At 65.4% G+C, this 20,866-nt stretch carries 16 protein-coding genes; 2 read left to right on the forward strand and 14 right to left on the reverse strand.

Annotated elements, in window-relative coordinates:
- Positions 1-38: 38 nt before the first annotated feature.
- Complete coding sequence (locus C1876_RS12860) at positions 39-833, forward strand: amidohydrolase family protein (protein WP_114547128.1); 795 nt, start codon at positions 39-41, stop codon at positions 831-833.
- 3 nt (positions 834-836) lie between these two features.
- On the opposite strand, the gene C1876_RS12865 is transcribed toward C1876_RS12860, so the two are convergent.
- From C1876_RS12865 to C1876_RS12915, 11 genes are all read right to left on the reverse strand, one after another.
- Positions 837-2,159 carry a hemolysin family protein gene (locus tag C1876_RS12865; RefSeq protein WP_114547129.1) on the reverse strand — a complete coding sequence of 441 codons (1,323 nt, stop codon included), beginning with the start codon at positions 2,157-2,159 and terminating at the stop codon, positions 837-839.
- 365 nt (positions 2,160-2,524) lie between these two features.
- Complete coding sequence (locus C1876_RS12870) at positions 2,525-3,910, reverse strand: uracil-xanthine permease family protein (protein ID WP_114547130.1); 1,386 nt, start codon at positions 3,908-3,910, stop codon at positions 2,525-2,527.
- A complete protein-coding gene (locus C1876_RS12875; RefSeq protein ID WP_114547131.1) occupies positions 3,907-4,482 on the reverse strand; it encodes a xanthine phosphoribosyltransferase in 576 nt (191 codons plus the stop codon). Before C1876_RS12875 ends, C1876_RS12870 begins: the two co-directional genes overlap by 4 nt.
- Positions 4,483-4,563: 81 nt before the next feature.
- Entirely contained in the window at positions 4,564-4,968 is a 405-nt protein-coding gene (locus C1876_RS12880; RefSeq protein WP_114547132.1) for a hypothetical protein, read from the reverse strand.
- Between the two features lie 201 nt (positions 4,969-5,169).
- Entirely contained in the window at positions 5,170-6,678 is a 1,509-nt protein-coding gene (locus tag C1876_RS12885; protein ID WP_114547133.1) for a basic amino acid/polyamine antiporter, read from the reverse strand.
- A 169-nt stretch (positions 6,679-6,847) separates the two neighbouring features.
- Positions 6,848-9,736 carry an o-succinylbenzoate synthase gene (gene menC, locus C1876_RS12890; RefSeq protein WP_114547134.1) on the reverse strand — a complete coding sequence of 963 codons (2,889 nt, stop codon included), beginning with the start codon at positions 9,734-9,736 and terminating at the stop codon, positions 6,848-6,850.
- Positions 9,737-9,775: 39 nt separating this feature from the next.
- On the reverse strand, positions 9,776-10,615 hold the full coding sequence (gene menB / locus C1876_RS12895; RefSeq protein ID WP_114547142.1) for a 1,4-dihydroxy-2-naphthoyl-CoA synthase: 840 nt from the start codon (positions 10,613-10,615) through the stop codon (positions 9,776-9,778).
- A gap of 174 nt (positions 10,616-10,789) precedes the next feature.
- Complete coding sequence (locus C1876_RS12900) at positions 10,790-13,573, reverse strand: phosphoenolpyruvate carboxylase (protein ID WP_114547135.1); 2,784 nt, start codon at positions 13,571-13,573, stop codon at positions 10,790-10,792.
- A gap of 37 nt (positions 13,574-13,610) precedes the next feature.
- On the reverse strand, positions 13,611-14,525 hold the full coding sequence (locus C1876_RS12905; RefSeq protein ID WP_114547136.1) for an alpha/beta fold hydrolase: 915 nt from the start codon (positions 14,523-14,525) through the stop codon (positions 13,611-13,613).
- Between the two features lie 3 nt (positions 14,526-14,528).
- A complete protein-coding gene (gene menD / locus C1876_RS12910; RefSeq protein ID WP_114547137.1) occupies positions 14,529-16,340 on the reverse strand; it encodes a 2-succinyl-5-enolpyruvyl-6-hydroxy-3-cyclohexene-1-carboxylic-acid synthase in 1,812 nt (603 codons plus the stop codon).
- Positions 16,337-17,602: an isochorismate synthase gene (locus C1876_RS12915; RefSeq protein WP_114547138.1), complete on the reverse strand. Its 1,266-nt coding sequence runs from the start codon at positions 17,600-17,602 to the stop codon at positions 16,337-16,339. The genes menD and C1876_RS12915 overlap by 4 nt, the downstream gene beginning before the upstream one ends.
- Positions 17,603-17,759: 157 nt before the next feature.
- On the opposite strand from C1876_RS12915, the gene mscL reads away from it, so the two are divergent.
- Positions 17,760-18,209 carry a large conductance mechanosensitive channel protein MscL gene (gene mscL, locus C1876_RS12920; protein WP_114547139.1) on the forward strand — a complete coding sequence of 150 codons (450 nt, stop codon included), beginning with the start codon at positions 17,760-17,762 and terminating at the stop codon, positions 18,207-18,209.
- 2 nt (positions 18,210-18,211) lie between these two features.
- Here the strand turns inward: mscL and C1876_RS12925 are convergent, their stop codons facing one another.
- The 3 genes from C1876_RS12925 to nrdD all read right to left on the reverse strand — a co-directional run bounded on the left by C1876_RS12925 (position 18,212) and on the right by nrdD (position 20,634).
- Entirely contained in the window at positions 18,212-18,562 is a 351-nt protein-coding gene (locus tag C1876_RS12925; protein ID WP_114547140.1) for a TIGR04076 family protein, read from the reverse strand.
- Positions 18,563-18,720: 158 nt separating this feature from the next.
- Positions 18,721-20,166, reverse strand: coding sequence for a Na+/H+ antiporter NhaA (gene nhaA, locus C1876_RS12930; protein ID WP_244910149.1), 1,446 nt, complete (start codon positions 20,164-20,166; stop codon positions 18,721-18,723).
- Between the two features lie 78 nt (positions 20,167-20,244).
- The gene (gene nrdD, locus C1876_RS12935; protein ID WP_114547141.1) at positions 20,245-20,634 is read right to left on the reverse strand and encodes an anaerobic ribonucleoside-triphosphate reductase; all 390 of its coding nucleotides are present in this window, start codon (positions 20,632-20,634) and stop codon (positions 20,245-20,247) included.
- Positions 20,635-20,866 lie beyond the last annotated feature (232 nt).

Below are 20,866 nucleotides of genomic sequence, written 5' to 3' on the forward strand. Positions count from 1 at the left end.
CACCATCCTAACGAAGTCGCAGCGAAGGAGCATTCCCCATGGCCGTCATCGATGCCCATGCCCATATCTATCCCGAGAAAATCGCGCCGAAAGCCGTCGACGCCGTCGGCGATTTCTACCTGGTCGACATGTTCGGCGAAGGCACGGTGGAGCACCTGCTGTCCGCGCAGGAGCAGGCGCCCATCACGCACTTCATCGTGCACTCGGTGGCAACCACGCCGGGCAGCGTGGAATCCATCAACAACTTCATCGCCGAGCAATGTCGGCTGCACCCCGAGTTCATCGGCTTCATGGCCATGCATCAAGATTATCCCGAGCCGGAAAAAGAGATCGAGCGTGCCATCGGCCTCGGCCTCAAGGGCATGAAGCTGCACCCGGACACGCAGCACGTGAACATGGACGATCCGCGGCTCATGAACATCTACGAGATCATCGAGGGGCGCCTGCCCATCGTCATCCACACGGGCGACTACCGCTACGATTACTCGCACCCGAATCGCCTCATGAACGTGCTCAAGGCGTTCCCGAACCTCGTGGTGGATGCCGCCCACTTCGGCTGCTGGTCGCGCTACGAAGTGGGCTACGATATTCTGCACAACGCCGAGAACCTGTTCGTGGACGCCTCAAGCTCCCAGTTCTTCCTGGGGCAGCGCCGCACGGTGGAGCTCGCGCGCATGTGGGGCACCGACCGCATCATGTTCGGGTCGGACTACCCCATGTGGAGCCCCGCGGCCGAGTACGACCAGTTCGTCACGGCAGGCTTCACCGAGGACGAACTGGAGAACATGCTCTGGCACAACGCCGAACGCTTCGCCGGCGTGACGGTGAGCTAGCGGCTAGTCGGCGTCGCCCTCCGGGGCGCGCTCGAGCACGACGCGAATCTTGTCGATGCGATGGCGGTCCATGTCAACCACGGTAAACGTGGCTTTGGCGCGGTCGCCGTCCTCAACCGTGACGGAGTCGCCCTCGGCGGGGATGCGGTCGAACACGGTGAGCAGCAGGCCGCCGGCCGTCTCGCATTCCTCGGACTCGACGGGCTCGAAGCCGATAAGCTCGCCCACCTCGTCGATGGGCAGCGAGCCGTCGATGAGGTAGCTGCCGTCGTCAAGCTGCACCACTTCGTCCGAGCCGCCGTGCGCGTACTCGTCGTCGATGCGGCCCACGATCTGCTCCATGATGTCGCTCATCGTGACGATGCCGGCCGTACCGCCGTGCTCGTCGATGACCACGGCAATCTTCGTGCGCTTCTCCTGCAGCGTCTGCAGGAGCTTCGCGATGGGCACGCTCTCGGGCACCGCCTGAATCATGCGGATGCGCAAATCCTCGTTGGTGCTATGGGGCGGCAGCGTGTACAGGTCTTTCACGTGCACGAAGCCGACGATGCGGTCCTTGCTGCCGCGGCACACCGGGTAGCGCGTGTACTTGTACTGCAGCACCGTTTGCAGGTTCTCCTCGAGCGGGTCGTCGAGGTCGATGCACACCACATCGGTACGCGGCGTCATGATGGCCTCGGCGTCTTTGTCGCCCAGGTCGAAGATGTTGTCCACGTATTCGTTCTGCTCGGGGTCGATGAGGCCGCTTTCGGTACTCTCGTCGATGAGCAGCTTGATTTCCTCGTCGGTGTACACCTCGTGCTCGTTGGCCACGTCATGGCCGAGCAGCTTCATCACGCCGTTCGTGATGCTGTTGAACAGCCACATGATGGGGTACGTGATGCGGTAGAACCACACCAGCGGCGTAGCCGTGAACAGGGCATATCGTTCGGTGGAGAAAATGGCCAGCGACTTCGGGATAAGCTCGCCCACCACGATGTGCAGCGCCGTGATCACCACGAAGCCGATGACGAGGGCGATGGCGTGGATGGCTGCCTCGGGCAGGCCGAAGGCGGCAAGCAGCGGGCCGATGAGCTCGGACACCGCGGGTTCGCCCAACCAGCCGAGAGCGAGCGATGCCAGCGTGATGCCAAGCTGGCAGGCCGACAGGTACGCGTTCACGTTGTCGGCGACAAGCTTGGTGTTCTTGGCGCCCTTGCGACCTTCGTCGACAAGGATTTCAACTTGCGACTTTCGCACGCGCACGAGCGAGAACTCGGCGGCGACGAAGAACGCATTCATGAGCAGGAAAAACAGGACAAGAAGCAAACTGACTGCTGGGTGCATAATTGCGGATGGTCCTCCTTTGTATGACTATTCGCCTTGCAATCGTACGGCATTGTTGCACCCGGTCATATGTCCGTTACCTGAAACCCGCATGTTTCCACAAGTGCGACACTCCCTTATGTCAAAGTGACGAAAATGTAAGGGAAACGGTGGGTTTTGTCATGTTCTCGCAAAGCGGGACGGGTAAGGTGGAAGGCGTCACGCACCGCAACGAAAGGAAGCGCGCATGAGCACTCCCATGAAAGTCATCATCCCCATCGCCGCCATCGGCATCCTTGGCCTCTGCCTCGTAGCCCAAGTCCCCGTTCTCACAAAAGCCCGCTAGAAAGGCAGCCCTCGTCGCGAGCCATCCCACCGCGCCGTCTCTACGCCGGCGCGAGATCACCATCCTCTTCGAGGACGGGAACATCGCTCGACGTCTCACCCTCGGCTGCAACTGCGTCGTTCGTGCCGGCATCCTTCGGCAGCACGAGGTTCGCCACGACGGCTACCAGGAACACGACGGCCACGCAGTTCTGCGCGAACACGCTTTGCACGAGCGCCGGGAAGCTGGCGAACAGGGCCGACACCTGCGTGAAGCCGATGCCCACGGCCAGCGACAGCGCGGCAATCAAAATGTTGCGCTGCGTGAAACCCGCCCGCGCGATCATCTGGAACCCGCTCACGATGATGTTGCCGAACATCATAATGGTGCAGCCGCCCAGCACCGCCTCGGGCAGCGACGCGAAGATAACGCTGATGATCGGCAGGAACGCCGCCAGCACCATGATCACGGCGCCCGTGGCGATAGCCTTGCGGTTCACCACCTTCGTCATGGCCACGAGACCCACGTTCTGCGAGAAGGACGTGATGGGCAGGCAGCCGAAGCACGCGGACAGCGAGCTGACGAAGCCGTCGCACGCGATGGAGCCCGTGAGTTCCTTCTCCTTCACCTCGCGATTGAGGCCCACCATCGTCAAAGCCGACGTGTCGCCGATGGTCTCGGTAGCCGACACCAGGAAGATGAGCGTCACCGACACGATGGCGCCCAGGTCGAAATCGGGGGCGAACGGCATGAGCTGCGGCAGCGCGAACAGCTGCAGGTTCGCGAACCCGCTGAAGTCCACCGCGCCCACCACCACGGCGCACGCGTACCCGATGACCAGGCCGAACAGGACCGACAGCTGCTTCGTCTTCCCCTTCGCCAGCACCTGGAATACCAGGCACGACACCAGCGAGATGGTACCCAGCAGCAGGTTCTGCGGCGAGCCGAAGTCGGCCGCCCCGCTGCCGCCGCCGAATGAAGACGCACCCACGCCCAGCAGCGAGAAGCCGATGGCCGTCACCACCACCGCGGCCACGATGGGCGAGATGATGCGGCGCCAATACTTCGCGAACAGGCCCAACACGCCCTCGATGAGACCTCCCACGATGATGGCGCCAATGGCCACGTTGTAGCCGTACGTTGCCACGATACCCGTGAGCACGGTGACGAACGTGAAGCTGATGCCCATGACGATGGGCAGCCCCGAGCCGATACGCCACAGGGGAAACAGCTGGATGAGCGTGCCGATGCCCGCGATGAGCATGGCGCTTTGCACGAGCATGCCAATTTGGTCGTCGGCGAGCCCCGCCGCCGCGCCTACGATGAGGATGGGCGCGAGGTTGGCCACGAACATGGCCAGGATGTGCTGGATGCCATACGGGATGGCGCGCACGACGGGGATGTCGCCGTCGAGCTTGAACAGGTTCTCGTGTGCGAATGGCTTCATCGGAACGCGATCTCCCCCGTCTCGGGGTTCATGCCGTCCACGATGGCCAGCGACTCGAGGCGGTACCCACGGCGGCGCAGGTCATCGCCGCCCGGCTGAAAGCCCTTCTCGATGGCGATGCCGATGCCCTCCACCGTGGCGCCGGCCTCGTCAACGAGCTCGATGAGCCCGTTAAGCGCGCAGCCGTTCGCCAGGAAATCGTCGATGATCAGCACGTGGTCGTCGGCACCGAGGAATTTCTTGGACACGATGACGTCGTACACGCGGCTGTGCGTGAACGATTCGATGCGCGTCGTGTACATCTCGCCGTCGAGATTGATGCTTTGCGCCTTCTTCGCGAACACCACCGGCACGCCGAAGTGCCGCGCCACCACGCATGCGATGCCAATGCCGGACGCCTCGATGGTGAGAATCTTCGTGATAGGCGCGTCGGCGAACAGCCGCTTGAACTCCTCGCCCATCGCGTCGAACAGGTCGATGTCCAGCTGGTGATTCAGAAAGCTGTCCACCTTGAGCACGCCCTCCGACTTCACCACCCCGTCGTGCTTGATGCGCTCCTCTAAAAGCTCCATGCGTTTCCTCCGTCAGCCGCCCGGACCCGAAAATGTCGTGTACCGTTCAGTGTACCCGAGCGAGCGGCCGAGCGGGAGGGGTCAACCCAACGCCTCGGAAGGCGGCAACATGTTCTCATGCAGGTACGTGCGCAGGAAGGCGCGCCCCTCGTCGGTAATCTGGTAGGCGCTCTCCCGCTGACCGCCGTCTTCGCGAAAGCAGGCGATCACTCGCACGCACCCGCACCGCACAAGCGTGTACAGCACGTTGCGCAGACGTCCGGGCGTGATGCCAAGCTCGCACTGCAGCACGTGCCGCGAGACGATGGCGAAGGGGCCGTCGGGGCGTTCGTGCTCCGCGAGGTACTGCAAGACGCGCGCCATGACCCGGCGTGTTCTGGCCTGCGGCTTCGCAAGCGGGCCTTCGTAGGGAATAGGGTCGCCCGGCACGATGCGCTCGACGGAGCGCACGCCCTCGCGCGCAACCGCGTCCGTCAGCTCGCCCATCGTCCTCGCGCCTCCCTCCGTGCGACATTTCCTTACCCATCCACATATAATGCCCCCCCCCCGATCATTTTGTCAAGTGGGAGGGTAAGGATTGCAGGGAGCACGGGCGGGGTGAGCCTCCTTCCCCAAACAACGAGGAGGCCCGCGCTTGCAGTTTGCGCGGGCCTCCTCGGGGAGGGTCGATGTCGAAGGGCGGCGGCGCTACAGCACCACTTGCCCCGTGAGCAGCAGCACGAGCGAGATCACGGCGGCAATCAGGATGATGGCCACCACCACCTTGTCCACCGTGCTCTTCAGGTACGGCTCGTTGCGCTCCTTCTTTCCCCAGATGTACATCACAATGCCGGGCGCGTACAGCAGCGACATGAGCGTGAGGCCCACCGCTCCCGACGCCCACGCCAGGAAGAAGCTGTACACCACGCCGAAGATGCCGAAGATGCGCCACAGGATGAGCGCGCCGCCCACCTTGCCCTTGAACGCCTCAGGCTCGGTGAACGTGATTTTGGCGAAGTACGCCGCCGACAGCAGGTACGGCAGCAGAATCATGCCGGCCGACAGCGCGTAGAAGAACTGGTACGTGCTGTCCGAGAACAGCATGGCGATGAGGAACACTTCCACGACGATGTTCGTCACCACGAGCGTGACGATGGGAGCGCCCTTCTTGTTCGTTTTCGCGAACGCCTTGATAAACACGCCCTGCTCGGCGGCCTCGTAGGGCGACTCGCTCGACAGCACCGTGTAGCCCAGCATGGCGCCCACGAGCGACAGCACCACGCCGCCGTTGATGAGGATGGCGCCCCACTGCCCCACCGCGTGCTCCAGCACGCCGGCAAGCGCCGGGTTCGGCAGCTCGGCCAGCTCGGACAGCGGCATAACGCCCATGCTGAGCATGCTCACCATAAGATAGATGGACAGCACGCACACGAACGCGATGATGGTGGCCTTGCCCACGTCGCGCTCTTTCTTGGCACGACCCGAAATAGCCACCGCGCCCTCGATGCCGACGAACACCCAGATGGTGATCATCATGGTGCTGCTCACCTGGTCGAAGAACGGCAGGCCGGGATCGGCGCCGGTGGTCATGTTCGCCATGAAGATGCCCAGGTCGAACTTCTGGAAGAAGATGATGGCCGTGATGCCCACGAAGATGGGCACGAACTTCGAGATGGTGATGACGGCGTTGACGCCCGTCGCCTCCTTGATGCCGCGCGACACGAGGAACACGTAGAACCAGATGAGACAGCTTGCCGCGATGACCGAGGGAAGGTTCGTCCCCTCGCCGAAGATGGGGAAGAAGTACGCGAGCGCGCCGCACAGCAGCGCCGAGAAGCTCACCGTGCACAGCAGCGCGCTGATCCAATAGCCCCAGGCGCTGTTGAAGCCCAGGAAGTCGCCGAAACCGGCGCTTGCATAGCTGTAGATGCCGCCCTTCAATTCGGGCTTGATGCGCGAGAGCGCGAAGAACGTCATGACCAGGCACAGAACGCCGATGCCCGAGATACTCCATGCGGTAAGGATAGCTGCGCCACTGGCGCCACCTGCTGCCTGGTCGCCTGCCAGGGTGAACACGCCACCGCCAACGATGAGCGTGATAACCGTGGTGACCAGGCGGAAGATACCTAAACCGCCTTGGGGTCGGGGAATGTCCGGAGACGCGGACGACGCAGCCGAAACTGCCGTGGTCGGGTGGTGCGATGCGGATTCGCTCATAAAATCACCGTTTCCTCGTTGTACGACTGGTAGCATGATACTCCACAACGCTGCAATCCGGCACACCGTTATGCAACATTTTGCATGCAGGGCAATCCCAATCGAACATGCACGAGCACACGTACGGGATCCTTCGGCACGCTTCGCTCGCTCAGGGTGACAAGAGGGGTTATTCGATGACCATGCGCTCTACGAGCACGCCGTCCAGCACCGATCGGTTGAGGTCGCAGCCCAATCCGGAACCGTATCCCTCGCGATTGAGCGTGACCATGCCGCGCTCGGCCGTGTACGGCGGGTCGGTGATGTCGCTGGAGAAGTAGCGCGCCGTCGCGCCGATATCGCCCGGCGACCCCACGGCGGGCAGCGTCTCGAACGCGGCATGCAGGCGCTTGGAAACGCCCGTGTCGTACATCCCGCCCATCCACACGTCGATGCCGCGCGTCTGCGCCATACGCAGGAAGTCGAGCGCCGGTTGCACGCCGCCGCATTTGCCCAGCTTGAGCGCGTAACAGCGCAGCTCGGGATGCGCGAGCGCGCGCGGCAGGTCGTCGGGGCGCGCGATGGATTCGTCGAGGCAGAGGGGCGTGCGCATCCCCCGCTGCAGGCGCGCGAGGCGGCTGAACAGGTCCGTCGGGCCGACGGCGGGCAGGCGGCGCGGGTCGAGCGGCTCTTCGATCCAGGCGACGTTCAGGCCGTCGAGGGCGCGCAGCTCTTCGGCTTCGCGCTCCGAGAAGCTTTGGTTGGCGTCGAGCGTGATCATGATGTCGGGCAACGCGGCGCGCACCGCCTGCACGCAGGCGAGCGCCGAGCCCGGCTTCACCTTGAGCTTCACGCGCTTGTAGCCCGCATCGGCGCAGCGGCGCGCGGCGGCCACCGTTTCCACTGCCGAACCGAGGCCGAGCACCGCCCCGGCCGGCACAGCGACGCTGCCGCCCTTGACGGCGGCGCCCGCGGATGCGTTCGCACTCTCGGGCGTACCCCCGATGAGCTGCCACAACGGCTTCTCCACGATCTTGCCGTACAGGTCCCACAGGGCGGGCTCGAGCGCTCCGCACGCAAGCGGGAACGCCTTGAGTTCGGGCACCGCGGCGAACGTGGCGCTCACCTCGCGCGGATGGAGGAACATCTCGTGCAGCACGAGCGGCGCAAGCACGTCGTGCAGGATGCGCACGTCCTGGTCGAGCGTCTCGGGCAGGTACCAGTCGGTGGGGAACGCCACGCATTCGCCGAGGCCCGTGCGGCCCTGATGGTCGGTCACTTCCACGATGACCGATTCGCGGTGCGTCAGCGTGCCCTTCGCCGTTTTGAAGGGCGTGATGAACGGCAGGCGGATGCGGTGCAGCGTGACGCGCACGACCTCGATGCGCTGGTCGTACGCCTGCTCGAGCGCGGCGCGGTTGACTTTGCCGATGCCCGTGCGCGGAAACTCGTCGAGCACGCACACGTGCTTGGGCAGGTACAGCTTCGACAGGCGCGGTGCCAAGCTCGCGCGAATGGCGGCGGCAAGCTGGCGGTTCGACAGGTTCGCAAGCCCGGCGGCTTGAGCCTGCGCCTGCTGCGCGTAGCGGCTCGTTGCCTTCTGCGGCTGACGCGGCTTTTCGCGCTCCACGAAGGCGATGGGACGCCGCCCCCATCGCGCGTCGGGCGCGCCGAACACGTGCGCGTCGGCCACCCCGGCCACGCGCAGCAGCTTTTCCTTGATCTCGGCCGGGTACACGTTCTCGCCACCCGACACGAACATGTCTTCCGTGCGCTCCTTCACGAACAGCCGCCCGCCGTACAGCGCCGCCGTGTCGCCCGTGAGGAAGAACCCGTCCACCGTGTACGCCGCGCGCGCGTTGAGGTACCCGCCGAACAGGCCCGGGCCCTTCACGGCAAGGCGGCCGAACCCGTCCTCGCCCGGGTCCACGATGTGGGCCTCGTACCCGGGCAGCAGACGCAACCCGCCCGTGAACGAGCCGGTCACCTGGGCGTGCGCAATCTGGCTCGACGTCTCGGTCATGCCGTAGCTCGCGTACACCCGCGCGCCCGCGCGCTGCGCGCGATCGAGCGTCTGCGGGTTGAGGGCGCCGCCGCCCAGCAGGATGCAGGCGTAGCGCGCCACCGTTTCGGCATGGTCGAGCGCCAGCATGTCCTGCAGCATCTTGTCCACCACCGACACATGAGTGGCGCCCTTCTTCGCCGCGTCGGCCAGCAGGCGCTTCGCGTCGAAGCGCGCGTACAGCGCGAACGGGCAGCAGTTGAGGATGCTGCGCACAATCACCTGGAAGCCGCCGATGTGGTAGAGCGGCAGCACCGCCTGCCACAGGCCTTCGCCGTGACGGTTGAGGGCGGTGTTGGAAGCAAGGGATGCCCCGCAGATGTTCGACCAGGTGAGCGACACGGCTTTGGCGCGACCGGTGGTGCCCGAGGTGAACATGACCACGGCGCGCGCGTCGAGGTCGAACACGTGCGAGGCATGCTCGGCGAAGTGGATGACGCTCTCGGCGGCGTCCTGTTGCGCCACTTCGTTGCGACGACGCAGCGAGGCGCGGCCCGTGCTTGCGCGCCCGAGCGCTTTCGTGGTGCGCGCCTCAGCGGTGGCCGCGTTGGCACGACCTGCGAAGCTCGTGCGCGGCGCGCGGCCCGCCGTGCGCGAGGCCACCCCGGAGCTCACCTGCATCTCGCCCGCAAGCAGCGCCTGCGCGCTGTCCACGAGACGGCTCGCGTTGCTTCCGTCGATGCGCAGGGACGCCAGTCGCACGTCGGGCTTGCGCTCGATGTCGAGCAAGCGGCTGAACTTCTCGGCATCGGTCAGGCGATTGTTCAGCGTGACGAGGGCGAATCCGCCGTACGCGGCGGCCAGCATGAGCATCACGTACTCGGGGCAGTTCGGCAAATCGACGGCCACGCAGTCACCCGAACGCACGCCGCGATCGAGCAGGAGCCGAGCAAGCGCAGCGGACAACATACGCGTCTCGCGATACGAGTACGCTGTCTCGTTGCCCGCTTCGTCAACGTACGTGAAGCATGTGCGCTGCGGACACTGCCGCACCATGCTTTCAAACGCGCCGATCATCGCTGCCGGATTCCTGCCTCTCGACGTGCCGCTTCGATCCTAGGGGAATTTGGGGAACTGGGTGAAGTCGGGAGCGCGCTTCTCCTTGAACGCGTCGCGACCCTCTTTCGCCTCGTCAGTGGTGTAGTACAAAAGCGTCGCGTCGCCGGCGAGCTGCTGAATGCCTGCAAGCCCGTCCGTCGCCGCGTTGAACGACGCCTTCATGAAGCGCAGCGCCGTGGGGCTGAACTGCAGCATCTCCTGCGCCCAGCTCACGCACTCCGCTTCCAGGTCATCGAAGGGAACCACTTTGTTGACGAGGCCCATCTCAAGCGCTTCGGCCGCCGAATACTGACGGCAGAGGTACCAGATTTCGCGCGCCTTCTTCTGGCCCACGATGTCGGCCAGATAGCCGGCGCCGTAGCCCGCGTCGAAGCTGCCCACCTTCGGACCGGTCTGGCCGAACTTGGCCGTTTCGGCCGCGATGGACAGGTCGCACAGGATGTGCAGCACGTGCCCGCCGCCGATGGCGTAGCCGTTCACCATGGCGATGACGGGCTTCGGCACCACGCGGATGAGGCGCTGCAGGTCGAGCACGTTGAGGCGCGGGATGTTGTCCTCGCCCACGTAGCCGCCGTTGCCGCGGATCTTCTGATCGCCGCCGGAGCAGAACGCCTCGTCCTCGTGACGGCCGCCGTGGTTGGCGCCCGTGAGGATGATGACGCCGATATTCGCGTCGTCGCGCGCTTCGCTGAATGCGTCGTACAGTTCGTTGACGGTGAGCGGGGTGAACGCATTGCGTCGCTCGGGCCGATTGATGCTGATTTTGGCGATGCCGCCTGCTGTTTCGTAGATGATCTCGCGGTATGCCTTGCCCGCCTGCCACGCGATGTCGCCCATGGCCGTCCTTTCGTCGCGCACGCTGATGCGGCGGCGCGGTGTGTAGAAGGGGATCTCCAACTAGATACCTCGTATAGTACCGCGTATTCCGCGTTCTCGCACCTCATAGCAAAATTTCTCCGAAAAGAGGAGCAATATTTCGACAATGGTTGAGGGTGGGGCGGGCCCCTGTCCCTACCCCGTGTTCTGCAGGCCGGCGGAGACGCCGGTCACGGTGGCCAGGATGAGCGCCAGGTACTCGGCCTTCGCCTCGTCGGACAGCTCCTCGCGCTGGCTGCGCACGAAGCGCAGCGCGCGCACCTGCGCCAGCGAGAGCGCGTCCACGTACGGGTTGCGCACGCGGATGGCGCAGCCCAGCACGCGGCGGTGCTCGAGCGGCCACTCGTCGCCCACGATGGCCAGCGCCCACGAGCGCGTCAGCTGCATCTCGTCGAACACCGTTTGCGCCAAATCATCCCGGTCGCCCAAGGCCAGGTACATCTTCGCGATGCGCCCGTCCGTCTTGGCAATGGACATCTCCACGTTGTCGATGAACGTGCGGAACAGGGGCCATTCGCGATAGGCGCGCCGCAGCAGCTCGAGGTCGTCCAGCTGCTCGCACGCCGTGCCCAGGCCGTACCACGCGGCCAGGTTGATGCGCGCTTGCGACCACGAGAACACCCACGGGATGGTGCGCAGGTCGTCGAGCGATTGGGCGCCGAGGCCGCGCTTGGCCGGGCGGCTGCCGATGGGCAGCAGACCCACTTCGGTGAGGGGCGTGACGGTGGAGAACCACGGCGCGAAGCCGTCGGTGTGCAGCAGGTCCAGGTAGCGCTCGTGCGCGGCCTCGTTCAGGCGGGCGGCCGCGTCGGCGTAGCGTTCGGTGGCCTCGGTGTTGACGCGCTCCACCGACGGCGCGGAGTTCAGCAGCGTCGCCGCCGCCACGCTTTCGATATGGCGCAGCGCGAGCGAGCGGTTACCGTAGCGCGCGAAGATGACCTCGCCCTGCTCGGTCACCTTGAAACGGCAGTTCACCGACCCCTTCGGCTGCGCGAGCACCGCGCGGTTCGCCGGGCCGCCGCCGCGTCCCACGGCCCCGCCGCGGCCGTGCATGAGCACGACGTCGATAGCGTGCTCCTCGGCCCAGCGGGCGATGCGCTCCTGTGCGGAGTGCAGGGCGAGCGTGGCCGTCACCGGGCCGGCGTCCTTCGAGGAATCCGAGTAACCCAGCATGACCTCCATCCGACGGCCCGTCTGCTCCAAGCGGCGCTGCACGGGCGGCAGCTGCAGCATCTCGTCCAGCACGTCGACGCAGTTCTCCAGGTCTTCTAACTGCTCGAACAGGGGAATCACGTCGAGTTCCGGCACGTCCTGCGCGTGGGAGAACGCGAGCTGCGCCAGCTCGTACACGTCCGCCATATGGGCGGCGCTCTTGGTGAACGACACGATGTAGCGGCGGGCCATCTTCTGCCCGTAGCGCTTCTGAATGGCGCCGATGGCGCGGAAGGTGTCCAGCACCTCGCGCGTGACGGGATCGAGCGTGCCGTGCACGCCGTGGGCGCGGATGTCGGCCAACGCGCGCTCGTGCACGAGCGAATGCTGTCGGAATTCCATTTCCACCATATGGAACCCGAACGTCTCCACCTGCCAGATGAGCGTTTGCACGGGGCCGTACGCGGCGCGGTTCGCGCCGGCGCGCGCGAGCGAATCCTGCACCGTGCGCAGGTCGGCCACCAGCTCCTCGGGCGCGTGGTACATGATGTCGGTGTTGCGCCCCGCGGTGCCCTCCAGACGCGCGGCCATCACCAGCATGACGGCGCGATGCGGCTCGAAGCCCAGGTCGGCCGCCACGCGCTCCGTCAGCGTCTCGCTCATCTCCACGAGATGGCTCCACAGGTTCATGAGGTCTTCGGAGGGCGCGGTGTGCCTCGATTCCAGCGTGAGGTTGCGTCCGATGGTGCGGCACGCCTCGGCCAGCTTGGACACCATGTGCGCGAAATACTTCGCCGCCACGCGACGCGACACCTTCGCCGTGACGTTCGGGTTGCCGTCGCGGTCCGACCCGATCCAGCTGCCGGGACGGAAGAACGCCGGGCACACGGGCGGCACGCTGCCGGCGTCCTCGCCCAGCACCCAGTCGTCGAACCGGCGATACACCTGCGGTACCGTGTCGAACAGCGTGTTGTCGAAGATGTCGATGATGGTGTCGGCCTCCTCGAGCGGCGTCGGCTTCTTGAGCTCGGTGGGCGACGTGCGCACGAGCGCGTCGATTTCCTGCAGCATGTGGCGCTCGTTTTCCACGAGGGCCGATCCGCCCAGGTGAGGATGCTGGTCCAGCAGCGCGGCGATGCGGCGGATCTTGCCCTCGACCGCCTTGCGGCGCGCCTCGGTGGGGTGCGCGGTGAACACGGGGTGGAACTCGAGGCGGCCCAGCAGCGCGGCCGTGCGCTCGGGACCCACCTCCTCCAACAGACGGTTGTACGCCACGATCAGCTCGTTCGAGGTGTCGACGGCCGACTCCATCGACACGTCGCGCTCCAGCTGGCGCAGCGTTTCCACGCGATAGTTCTCTTCGGACAGGTTCGCCAGATGGAAGAACGACGTGAACGCCCGCACCACCACCTGAGCCTGATCGACCGGCAACGCGTCGATGAGCTCGACGGCCTGACGAAACGCCTGCGCGCCGTCGGTGTCCGCCGTGGGAATGCCCTGCCCGTCCGTGGGCTCGTCGGCTGCAACCGTGCCGGGGTTGCCCTCGTTCGCCCTGATCACGCTATTGAAGAGGCGGTCGAACAGGTCGCAGATGACGGGATCGTACTCCTTGAGCACCTTGCGCTCCAACCGCAGGAACAGCGCCAGGTTGTCGCGCAGGCTCTCGGGGATCTCGATTTCCGTGTAGGACGCGATTGCCTCGGCGGTATCCGACGCGCCCAGATGGCGGTCGAGGGAAAGGGGTGTTCCGCCTTCGAGATCGGCCATGGTGTCTCCTGTTCTCCTGCGCTTGTTCATCCCGCCATTATACGCATCCCGCGCCGGGAGACGGCAGCCGTAACTCAACGAGCAGAAAGGAAGGCTCCACTTCGCGGACGAAGGCGGCAGGGGCCTCGAGGTGCGTATTGTGGCCGGCACCGGGGACGATGCAGGTTGCGGCATGCGTGGCCGCAGCGAAGTCGTGGGCCTGCGCGCGGTATTTCTGGTCGTGCTCGCCGGCGAGGTAGAGCAGGGGAAGCGGCTGCGCGTGCGAGGATGCGAGGGCAGCGAGCGTCGCGAGGTTTGCTGCGCGGTCGGGCATGACGTGCTGGCCGGCGTGCTCGAAGGTGCGCGCGAGCGCTTCGGCGTCGTTGGCCATGCGGGCGGCATGCAGGCGCTCGCGCACGTCGGCGGGCAGCGTGCGCTGCGTGGCGAACAGAGGCAGCTGCTCCCAGAAGTCCATGAAGGCGGCAAGGCCGTCGACGCGCAGGCGGGCGGCGCAGCGTGCGTCGCGCTCGGCCGCGGCGGCGCGCTCGGCCGGGGAGGCCGGGCCGAGGCCGGCGGCTTCGAGGATGACGGCCGAGAACGCATGTGGATCGCTGCTCAGCGCGGACAGCGTCACGCGACCGCCCATCGAGTAGCCGAGGACGGCGGGACGCGCGTTCTCGACAGCGGCAACGTGGTGCGCGAACGCGCACAGGGCGGCGCCTTGCGCATCGAGCGCGTAGGCCTCCGGATTGTCTGGCCGGTCGCTTGCGCCGTGACCGACGAGGTCGAGCGCGTACACGGGGCGCGTCGCTCCAAGCTGCACGGCAACATCGTCCCAGGAAGCGGCGCTCTGCGAGAAGCCGTGCAGCAGGATGAGGGGCATCGCAGGCGCGGCGGCGGACGCGGGCGCGCCCCACCGCTCCACGCCGTAGCGCACGCCATCGTGCACGAAGGGGGTTTGTGAACCCTGCATCGCTTACGACCAGTACGGGGCGTAGCGTTCGGGCAGGCCTTCCAGCGGCACGCGCACCTCGATGAGCGAGATGCCCGGCACGTCGAGCGCGGCGCGATATGCCTCGTCGAACGCCGCCACCGTCTCGGCTGCCGCATACGGCACGCCGAACGCCTGCGCAGCCGCGCCGAAGTCCACGTCCTGCGGCGTGAGGAACAGCCGCTCGAAATACGCCTCGCTCGAGCGCTGCGGTAGCATGTCGAAGATGCCGCCGCCGTTGTTGTTCAGCAGCACGATGACGATGGAGGGGGCCGCCCCGCCCGCGTCGCGCTGCACGCGCAGCTCACGCTGCAGCGCGAGCGCGTTCAGGTCGTGCAGCAGCGTGAGGTCGCCCGTAAGCAACGTCGTGTGCGCGAAGTACTGCGCCGCGCCGAGCGCCGTGGACACCGTACCATCGATGCCGTTCAGCCCGCGGTTGCACAGCACCGTGAGGTCTTTGCCGCCCTTCATGTAGAACGTGTCGAGCGCCCGCACGCTCATGGAGTTGGCCGCGAACAGGCACGATCCGTCGGGCGCGCGATCCACCACCCGACGCACGAACGCGCCCTCGAAGCCCTCCTCCGCCGCATCGACAGCGTCGATGCGCGCCGCGGCCGCATCGTTCGCGCGCACCCACTCGTAGGCGAACTGACGCTGCCGATCGTTCAGCATCGTCTCGCGTTCAACGCCGCGCAGCCCCGCCAGCAGCGACTGCGAGAAATCGAGCGGCGTGCAGCGCAGCAGCAGGTCGGTTGCGCTGTTGTAGTCGCGCGTCTCGTACGGGTCCACCACGATGTTCACCGCGTCGGCTTGCGCCATGAACGTCGTGGCGCGCTTCGACACCGGGAAGCGGCCGAAGCGGATGACCACCTCGGGGGTCAGGTCGTCCGCCGTAGTGGCGAGCACCGTATCGTAATTGTCGATGATCAGCGGGTCGCTCACGCTGCGCAAGCCCGACAGCGGGTCGGCAAGCACCGGGTACCCGAACGCGTCGGACCAGGCAAGCAACGCGTTCGCCTCGTTCAGCGTGGCGACGGAGCCCTCGCCGGCAAGCACGACCACGCGGCGCTCGCGCAGCAGGTCGAGCACGCGGCGCGCGTCGACGGGGTCGAGGTACGACGGCAGGTTGACGGCACGCAGGTCGGGCAGCACGTCGGAGCGGCGTCCGGTTTCGAACAGCCCCTCGGCTTGCAGGTTGGGCTTGAGCGGCTCGTCGAACGGGAAGTTGAGATGCACGGGTCCACCCAGGCATGCCCCGGCCGCGCGCGACTCGCCCGCGAAGGGGGCAGCCTCGCGGCCGGCCGCGGCGCATGCCTCGCGCGCCGCCTGGCGCGCGAACGCGAGGGCGGCGGGCTCGCCGGTGGGAAGGGGCATCTGGCGGAATGCCCGGACGTGGGAGCCGTAGGCGTTCAGCTGGTCGCAGGTTTGCGGCGCGCCGAGACCTTGCAGGCGCGGCGGGCGGTCGCCCGTCAGCACGATGAGCGGCACGCGCGACGATTCCGCCTCGAGCACCGCGGGATAGTAGTTCGCGATGGCGGTGCCCGACGTGCAGATGACCGCCGCGGGATTGCCGCTCACCTTCGCCAAACCCAGCGCGAAGAACGCGGCACCGCGCTCGTCAACATCCACGTACAGGCGCATGCGCTCAGGAAAGCGGCAGGACAGCTCGTGGGCCACCATGCTCAGCGGCGTCGAACGCGACCCAGGGCTCACCACCACGTCGTGCACGCCCCAGCGCTCGAGCTCGTCGAAGAATGCGCCCAGGAACAGGGCGCTTGCCGTAGGGTCCACACTCATCGAGCGACCTCCTCCTCGCCGTCGAACGCCGACAGCACCGTTTTCAGTTTCATGCCAATCTCGTCGTACTCGTCATCGGCCACGCTGCCGGCCACGATGCCGCAGCCGGCGTACACCCAGCCCACTTCGCCGTCGAACACACCGGTGCGCAGCGCCACGGAGAACTCGCCGTCGCCCGCTCCGTCCACGTAACCGCACGCGCCGGCGAAGAAGCCGCGGTTGTACGATTCGATGCTGCGGATGAGCATGCTCGCCTCGCCAACGGGCGTGCCCGACACCGCCGGCGTGGGATGCAGGTCGTCCTTCATGGTCCACAGATCCACGCCTTCCAGCATGCGCGCGCTCGCGGGCGTGCACAGGTGCTGCACGTGCGTGAGCGGCAGGATGCCCGGCGTTGCGGGAACGTCCACGTCGTAGCACGTGCGGCGGAACACCTCGCGGATGAACTGCACCACGTGGTCGTGCTCGGCGCGGTTCTTCTTGTCGGCCATCAGCTCGTCGGCAAGGCGCAGGCGCTCCTGCTCGTTCGCCCCGGCAGGACACGTGCCCGCCAGGCACATGCTTTCCACCTCGTTGCCGCGCTTGCGCACGAGCAGCTCGGGCGTGCAGCCGCAGAAGAACACGTCGGCGTAGCGGTACAGCAGCACGGTACCGCGCGCCGGGCCGTCGATAAGGTTCACCAGCAGGTCCTTCGACGAGAACGGTTCGAGCGCCACGAGGCGCTGCCGACGCGACAACACCACCTTGCTGATGCGGCCGCGCTCGATGGCGTCGAGCGCCGTTTCCACGTTCGCGCGCCACACGGGGCGCGGGTCGGGTTTCAGCTTGAACGGGATGGTGCGACGGGTGCGGCGCGGGGCGTTCAGCGCTTGTCGCGTGAAGCGCTCGATACGGCCCGGATACACGGGGCTCAGCGAGTTCACCTGCAAGTACGAGCCGCGCTCGTCCTCGATGAGAATCACTTCGGGCAGCATGAACTTCAAGCGCGGAAAGGCCTCGAACAGCTCGTCGGTCGGCACCGGGTTTTCCGCGTCGAAACGGTTGAACGAGAAGAAAATAGGCTGCTGATCGGCGGGTCCTTCAAGTTCGCACTCCACGTTGTCAAGCGTGGGAAGCGCGATGCAGCGTCCCATGCCCATGAAGCGCGTCGGGCGGTCTTTGCGGTAGTAGACGAACTGATCGGTGAAACCCTTCTGCAGCACGCAATACGCATCGACGATGTCGGCTCCGATCGGCTGCGTGAATGAAAAGATCTTCGTCATATTCCTCTCCCGTCCTCAACTGCCCTGCGCCCAGATCAGCGAATAGGCAACAAATCGGCGCATCCATCGCATTCTAGCACGATGGATTCTACACTGATCTCATAGGGCGGCAGACGCGAAAGCCACCGTCCCCGCAGGCACGCAAGAAAGGCACAACATGAAGAAGTTTTTCGAGGAGTTCAAGGAGTTCATCAACCAGGGCAACGTCATGGATTTGGCCGTTGCGGTTGTCATCGGCGCCGCGTTCACCGCCATTGTGAACTCGGTGGTGAGCGACCTCATCATGCCCCTCATTTCGCTCGTCACGGGCGGCGTCAATTTCTCGGATATGAAGATTTCGCTGGGCAGCGGCCCCGATGCCGCGGCGTTCACGTACGGCAACTTCATCAATGCGGTCATCCAGTTCGTCATCATCGCGTTCGTGGTGTTCCTCATCGTGAAGGCGATGAACCAGGCGCGCATGTTCGCACGGCGCGGCAAGCACGCCGAGGAAATGGATGCGCCCCACTGCCCGTACTGCCTCGAAGAGGTTGCCGAAGGTGCCACCCGGTGCCCCCACTGCACGTCCGAGCTGCCCGCTCCCGCCGCGCCCACGCCGAAAGCGTAGGGCTAACGAACCGGCTCGTAGTCGAGGGTTGAAGGCTCGTCGGTTGCTTCCAGCTTGAAAATCACCGGGCGCAGGCCGTCGTTGCAGCTGCAGATGGCCACGCCCGGCGTGCGAATCCAGTCGCCGTAGTAGAACAGCCCGCCGTCTTCGCCCACCCCGTGCGCCAGCGCGAATACGTACTGGTAGATGGCCTTCCACGCCTCATCGCAGAAGCCATCGGGCTTCGCGTAGTCCGCGTAGAAGGTTTGGCCCGCTTGCAGCATGGGGCAAGCATCGAGCCCCACCACCCCATACTCCGCCGCCAACTCCTCGTCAAGCGTAGTCTTGAGCACAGTGATTTTGACCTTGTTCATTGTTCGACTCCCTTTCTCCCTTTTTATGCGCCCGCGGGGGACTCCCGGACCTACGCGCTTTCCCGGGCGCAACCAGTATCTCTCACGGATTGCGCCTGTCCCCGTCTCTTCCAACCAAGAACGCCATCGTCAGGCGCATGGGGAGAGGGGAGGGAGCCCTATTCCCCCTCTTCCTCCGTCACGGCTCGCAGCACTACGAAGCCTGCGATTCCGGCCAGCAGCGAGGCGGCCAGGATGGCCGCTTTCGCCATGGCGATCATGCTCGGGTCCACGAACGCCAGATTCGTCACGAAGATGGCCATGGTGAAGCCCACGCCGCCTAGCACCGACACGCCCACGATGTGGCCCCAGTTCACGCCCTTCGGCAAATCCGACAGCTTCAGCTTCACCGTCAGCCACGTGGCCAGGAAGATGCCCAGCGGCTTGCCCACCAGCAGGCCGAAGAACACGCCGATGGTCACCGGATTCGTGATGATAGCCAGCGGGTCCATGCCCACCAGCACCACGCTCGCATTCGAGAAGGCGAACAACGGTAGAATAAAGAAGTACACGGGCACGTGCAGACGATGGTCCAACCGCGTGATGGGAGGAATCGACAGGCGCGACACGCGTTCGATTTCGCCCACTTCGGACAGATATTCCTTCTGCACGATATCGGGCTCGCCGGGGTCGTAGCGATCCTCGGCCGTGCGCGCCCGCGCCTCGAACCAGCCGGTGACGCGATCGAGCTTCACCTGCGAGCGCGCCGGGATGGCCAGCGCCAGCAGCACGCCGGCGATGGTCGCGTGTACGCCCGACAACAGGAAGCACGCCCACATGCCGAGCCCCACCAGGATGTACGGCAGCAGGTCGTATATGTGCAGCCGGTTGAACACGATGAGCACGGCGAACAGCCCCAGCCCGCCCATGAGCCACGCCACGTCGAGGTCGGCCGTGTAGAAAATCGCGATCACGAGGATGGCGATGATGTCGTCGGCAATGGTGAGCGTCGACAAAAACGAGCGCAGCCCCGCGGGAATGCGGCTGCCCAGCAGCGCGAGGATGCCCAGGCAGAACGCGATGTCGTTCGCCATGGGAACGCCCCAGCCCTGCTCGAACCCGCTGCCGATGTTCACGAACGTGTACACGAGCGCCGGCACGATAGCGCCACCCGCCGCGCCCAGGATGGGCAACAGCGCCTTGCGCGGGTTCTTCAGCTCGCCCGCCGTCATCTCGAACTTGATTTCGAGACCCACAAGCAAGAAGAAGATGGCCATGAGGAAGTCGTTGATGAAATGCTCGAGCGACAGATGCGGGGCGAACGATCCCAGCGTGATGCCGATCTCGAACGTGTGCCAAAACTCCGCGAAGTAGGGCAGCACCGGGGTGTTCTCCACGACGAACGCCGCCACGGCCGCCGCCAACATCAGCATGGTGGCGCGCGTGGACGAGTGCGTGAACTCGAGGAACTTGCGCTTGCGCCGATGATGGTGCCGCACCTCGGGCTCGAGGATGCGCTCGCTCGCCGCGCACGAGGGGTCACCGTTCAAGCACGCAGGCGGTTGAGGCTCGTTTTGAGCTTCATCCGGTGCGGTTTTCGGGTCCTTGTTTTTCGATGATGTCATGCGTCCTAGTATACAAAACGGGCCGCAACCTCTCGGTCACAGCCCGGCAACGATCAAAAGATGGCCAAGATTTTTCGACTAGCATCCGTTCGAGCAGCTGAACGCTTTGTCTTCGCGATACACGCCATGCTTGACGCGGTCGGCTTCCTCGGACGTCTTCGCGTCGTTCCATCGATCCATCGTGCCCACGAGATACCCCGTGATGCGACGGATGCGATCGAACGGCACCGGCGCCAGCTCGTAGCGGATGCCCACGTCCTCACCGTCAACCAGCAGCGCGAGCCCCGTGACGGCACTGTTCGGATGCTGCAGCGCGCCTCGTTTGAGGTACGCGCGAATCTCGTCTTCGTTCACGTGCATATCGTTCTCGTTGGTGTACCCCACCAGCACGTTCACCCCGTCAACCATCACCCGGTCGTTGACAACCATATCGCCCATTGCATGCGCCGTGTCCAAAACCGCTTCCATACCGTACTCCTTATCGAGTTCGTCGTTCGTCTGGAATATGTTATAACAATAGTATCATTTCAGATGAAAACATGCCAGCGCCAAGCATCAACAATCCCGAAACAAAATCATGAACCACCCTTCAAAAGGGTGGTTTGCTCAGGGCCTATAAGGCCGAGGGATGCCGGGCGGCGTCTCAAGGCGCTGCCCTTCCCTTCGTTCAGGGCGCACCGCCTTTGACTCGTCGCCGCCG

The organism is Eggerthella sinensis (genome assembly GCF_003339815.1).
GTDB classification, from domain to species: domain Bacteria; phylum Actinomycetota; class Coriobacteriia; order Coriobacteriales; family Eggerthellaceae; genus Eggerthella; species Eggerthella sinensis.

Coding starts and splice junctions, on each gene's coding strand:
- C1876_RS12860 (WP_114547128.1), top strand. CDS start 39: ATGGCCGTCATCGATGCCCATGCCCATATCTATCCCGAGAAAATCGCG.
- C1876_RS12865 (WP_114547129.1), bottom strand. CDS start 2,159: ATGCACCCAGCAGTCAGTTTGCTTCTTGTCCTGTTTTTCCTGCTCATG.
- C1876_RS12870 (WP_114547130.1), bottom strand. CDS start 3,910: ATGAAGCCATTCGCACACGAGAACCTGTTCAAGCTCGACGGCGACATC.
- C1876_RS12875 (WP_114547131.1), bottom strand. CDS start 4,482: ATGGAGCTTTTAGAGGAGCGCATCAAGCACGACGGGGTGGTGAAGTCG.
- C1876_RS12880 (WP_114547132.1), bottom strand. CDS start 4,968: ATGGGCGAGCTGACGGACGCGGTTGCGCGCGAGGGCGTGCGCTCCGTC.
- C1876_RS12885 (WP_114547133.1), bottom strand. CDS start 6,678: ATGAGCGAATCCGCATCGCACCACCCGACCACGGCAGTTTCGGCTGCG.
- menC (WP_114547134.1), bottom strand. CDS start 9,736: ATGATCGGCGCGTTTGAAAGCATGGTGCGGCAGTGTCCGCAGCGCACA.
- menB (WP_114547142.1), bottom strand. CDS start 10,615: ATGGGCGACATCGCGTGGCAGGCGGGCAAGGCATACCGCGAGATCATC.
- C1876_RS12900 (WP_114547135.1), bottom strand. CDS start 13,573: ATGGCCGATCTCGAAGGCGGAACACCCCTTTCCCTCGACCGCCATCTG.
- C1876_RS12905 (WP_114547136.1), bottom strand. CDS start 14,525: ATGCAGGGTTCACAAACCCCCTTCGTGCACGATGGCGTGCGCTACGGC.
- menD (WP_114547137.1), bottom strand. CDS start 16,340: ATGAGTGTGGACCCTACGGCAAGCGCCCTGTTCCTGGGCGCATTCTTC.
- C1876_RS12915 (WP_114547138.1), bottom strand. CDS start 17,602: ATGACGAAGATCTTTTCATTCACGCAGCCGATCGGAGCCGACATCGTC.
- mscL (WP_114547139.1), top strand. CDS start 17,760: ATGAAGAAGTTTTTCGAGGAGTTCAAGGAGTTCATCAACCAGGGCAAC.
- C1876_RS12925 (WP_114547140.1), bottom strand. CDS start 18,562: ATGAACAAGGTCAAAATCACTGTGCTCAAGACTACGCTTGACGAGGAG.
- nhaA (WP_244910149.1), bottom strand. CDS start 20,166: ATGACATCATCGAAAAACAAGGACCCGAAAACCGCACCGGATGAAGCT.
- nrdD (WP_114547141.1), bottom strand. CDS start 20,634: ATGGAAGCGGTTTTGGACACGGCGCATGCAATGGGCGATATGGTTGTC.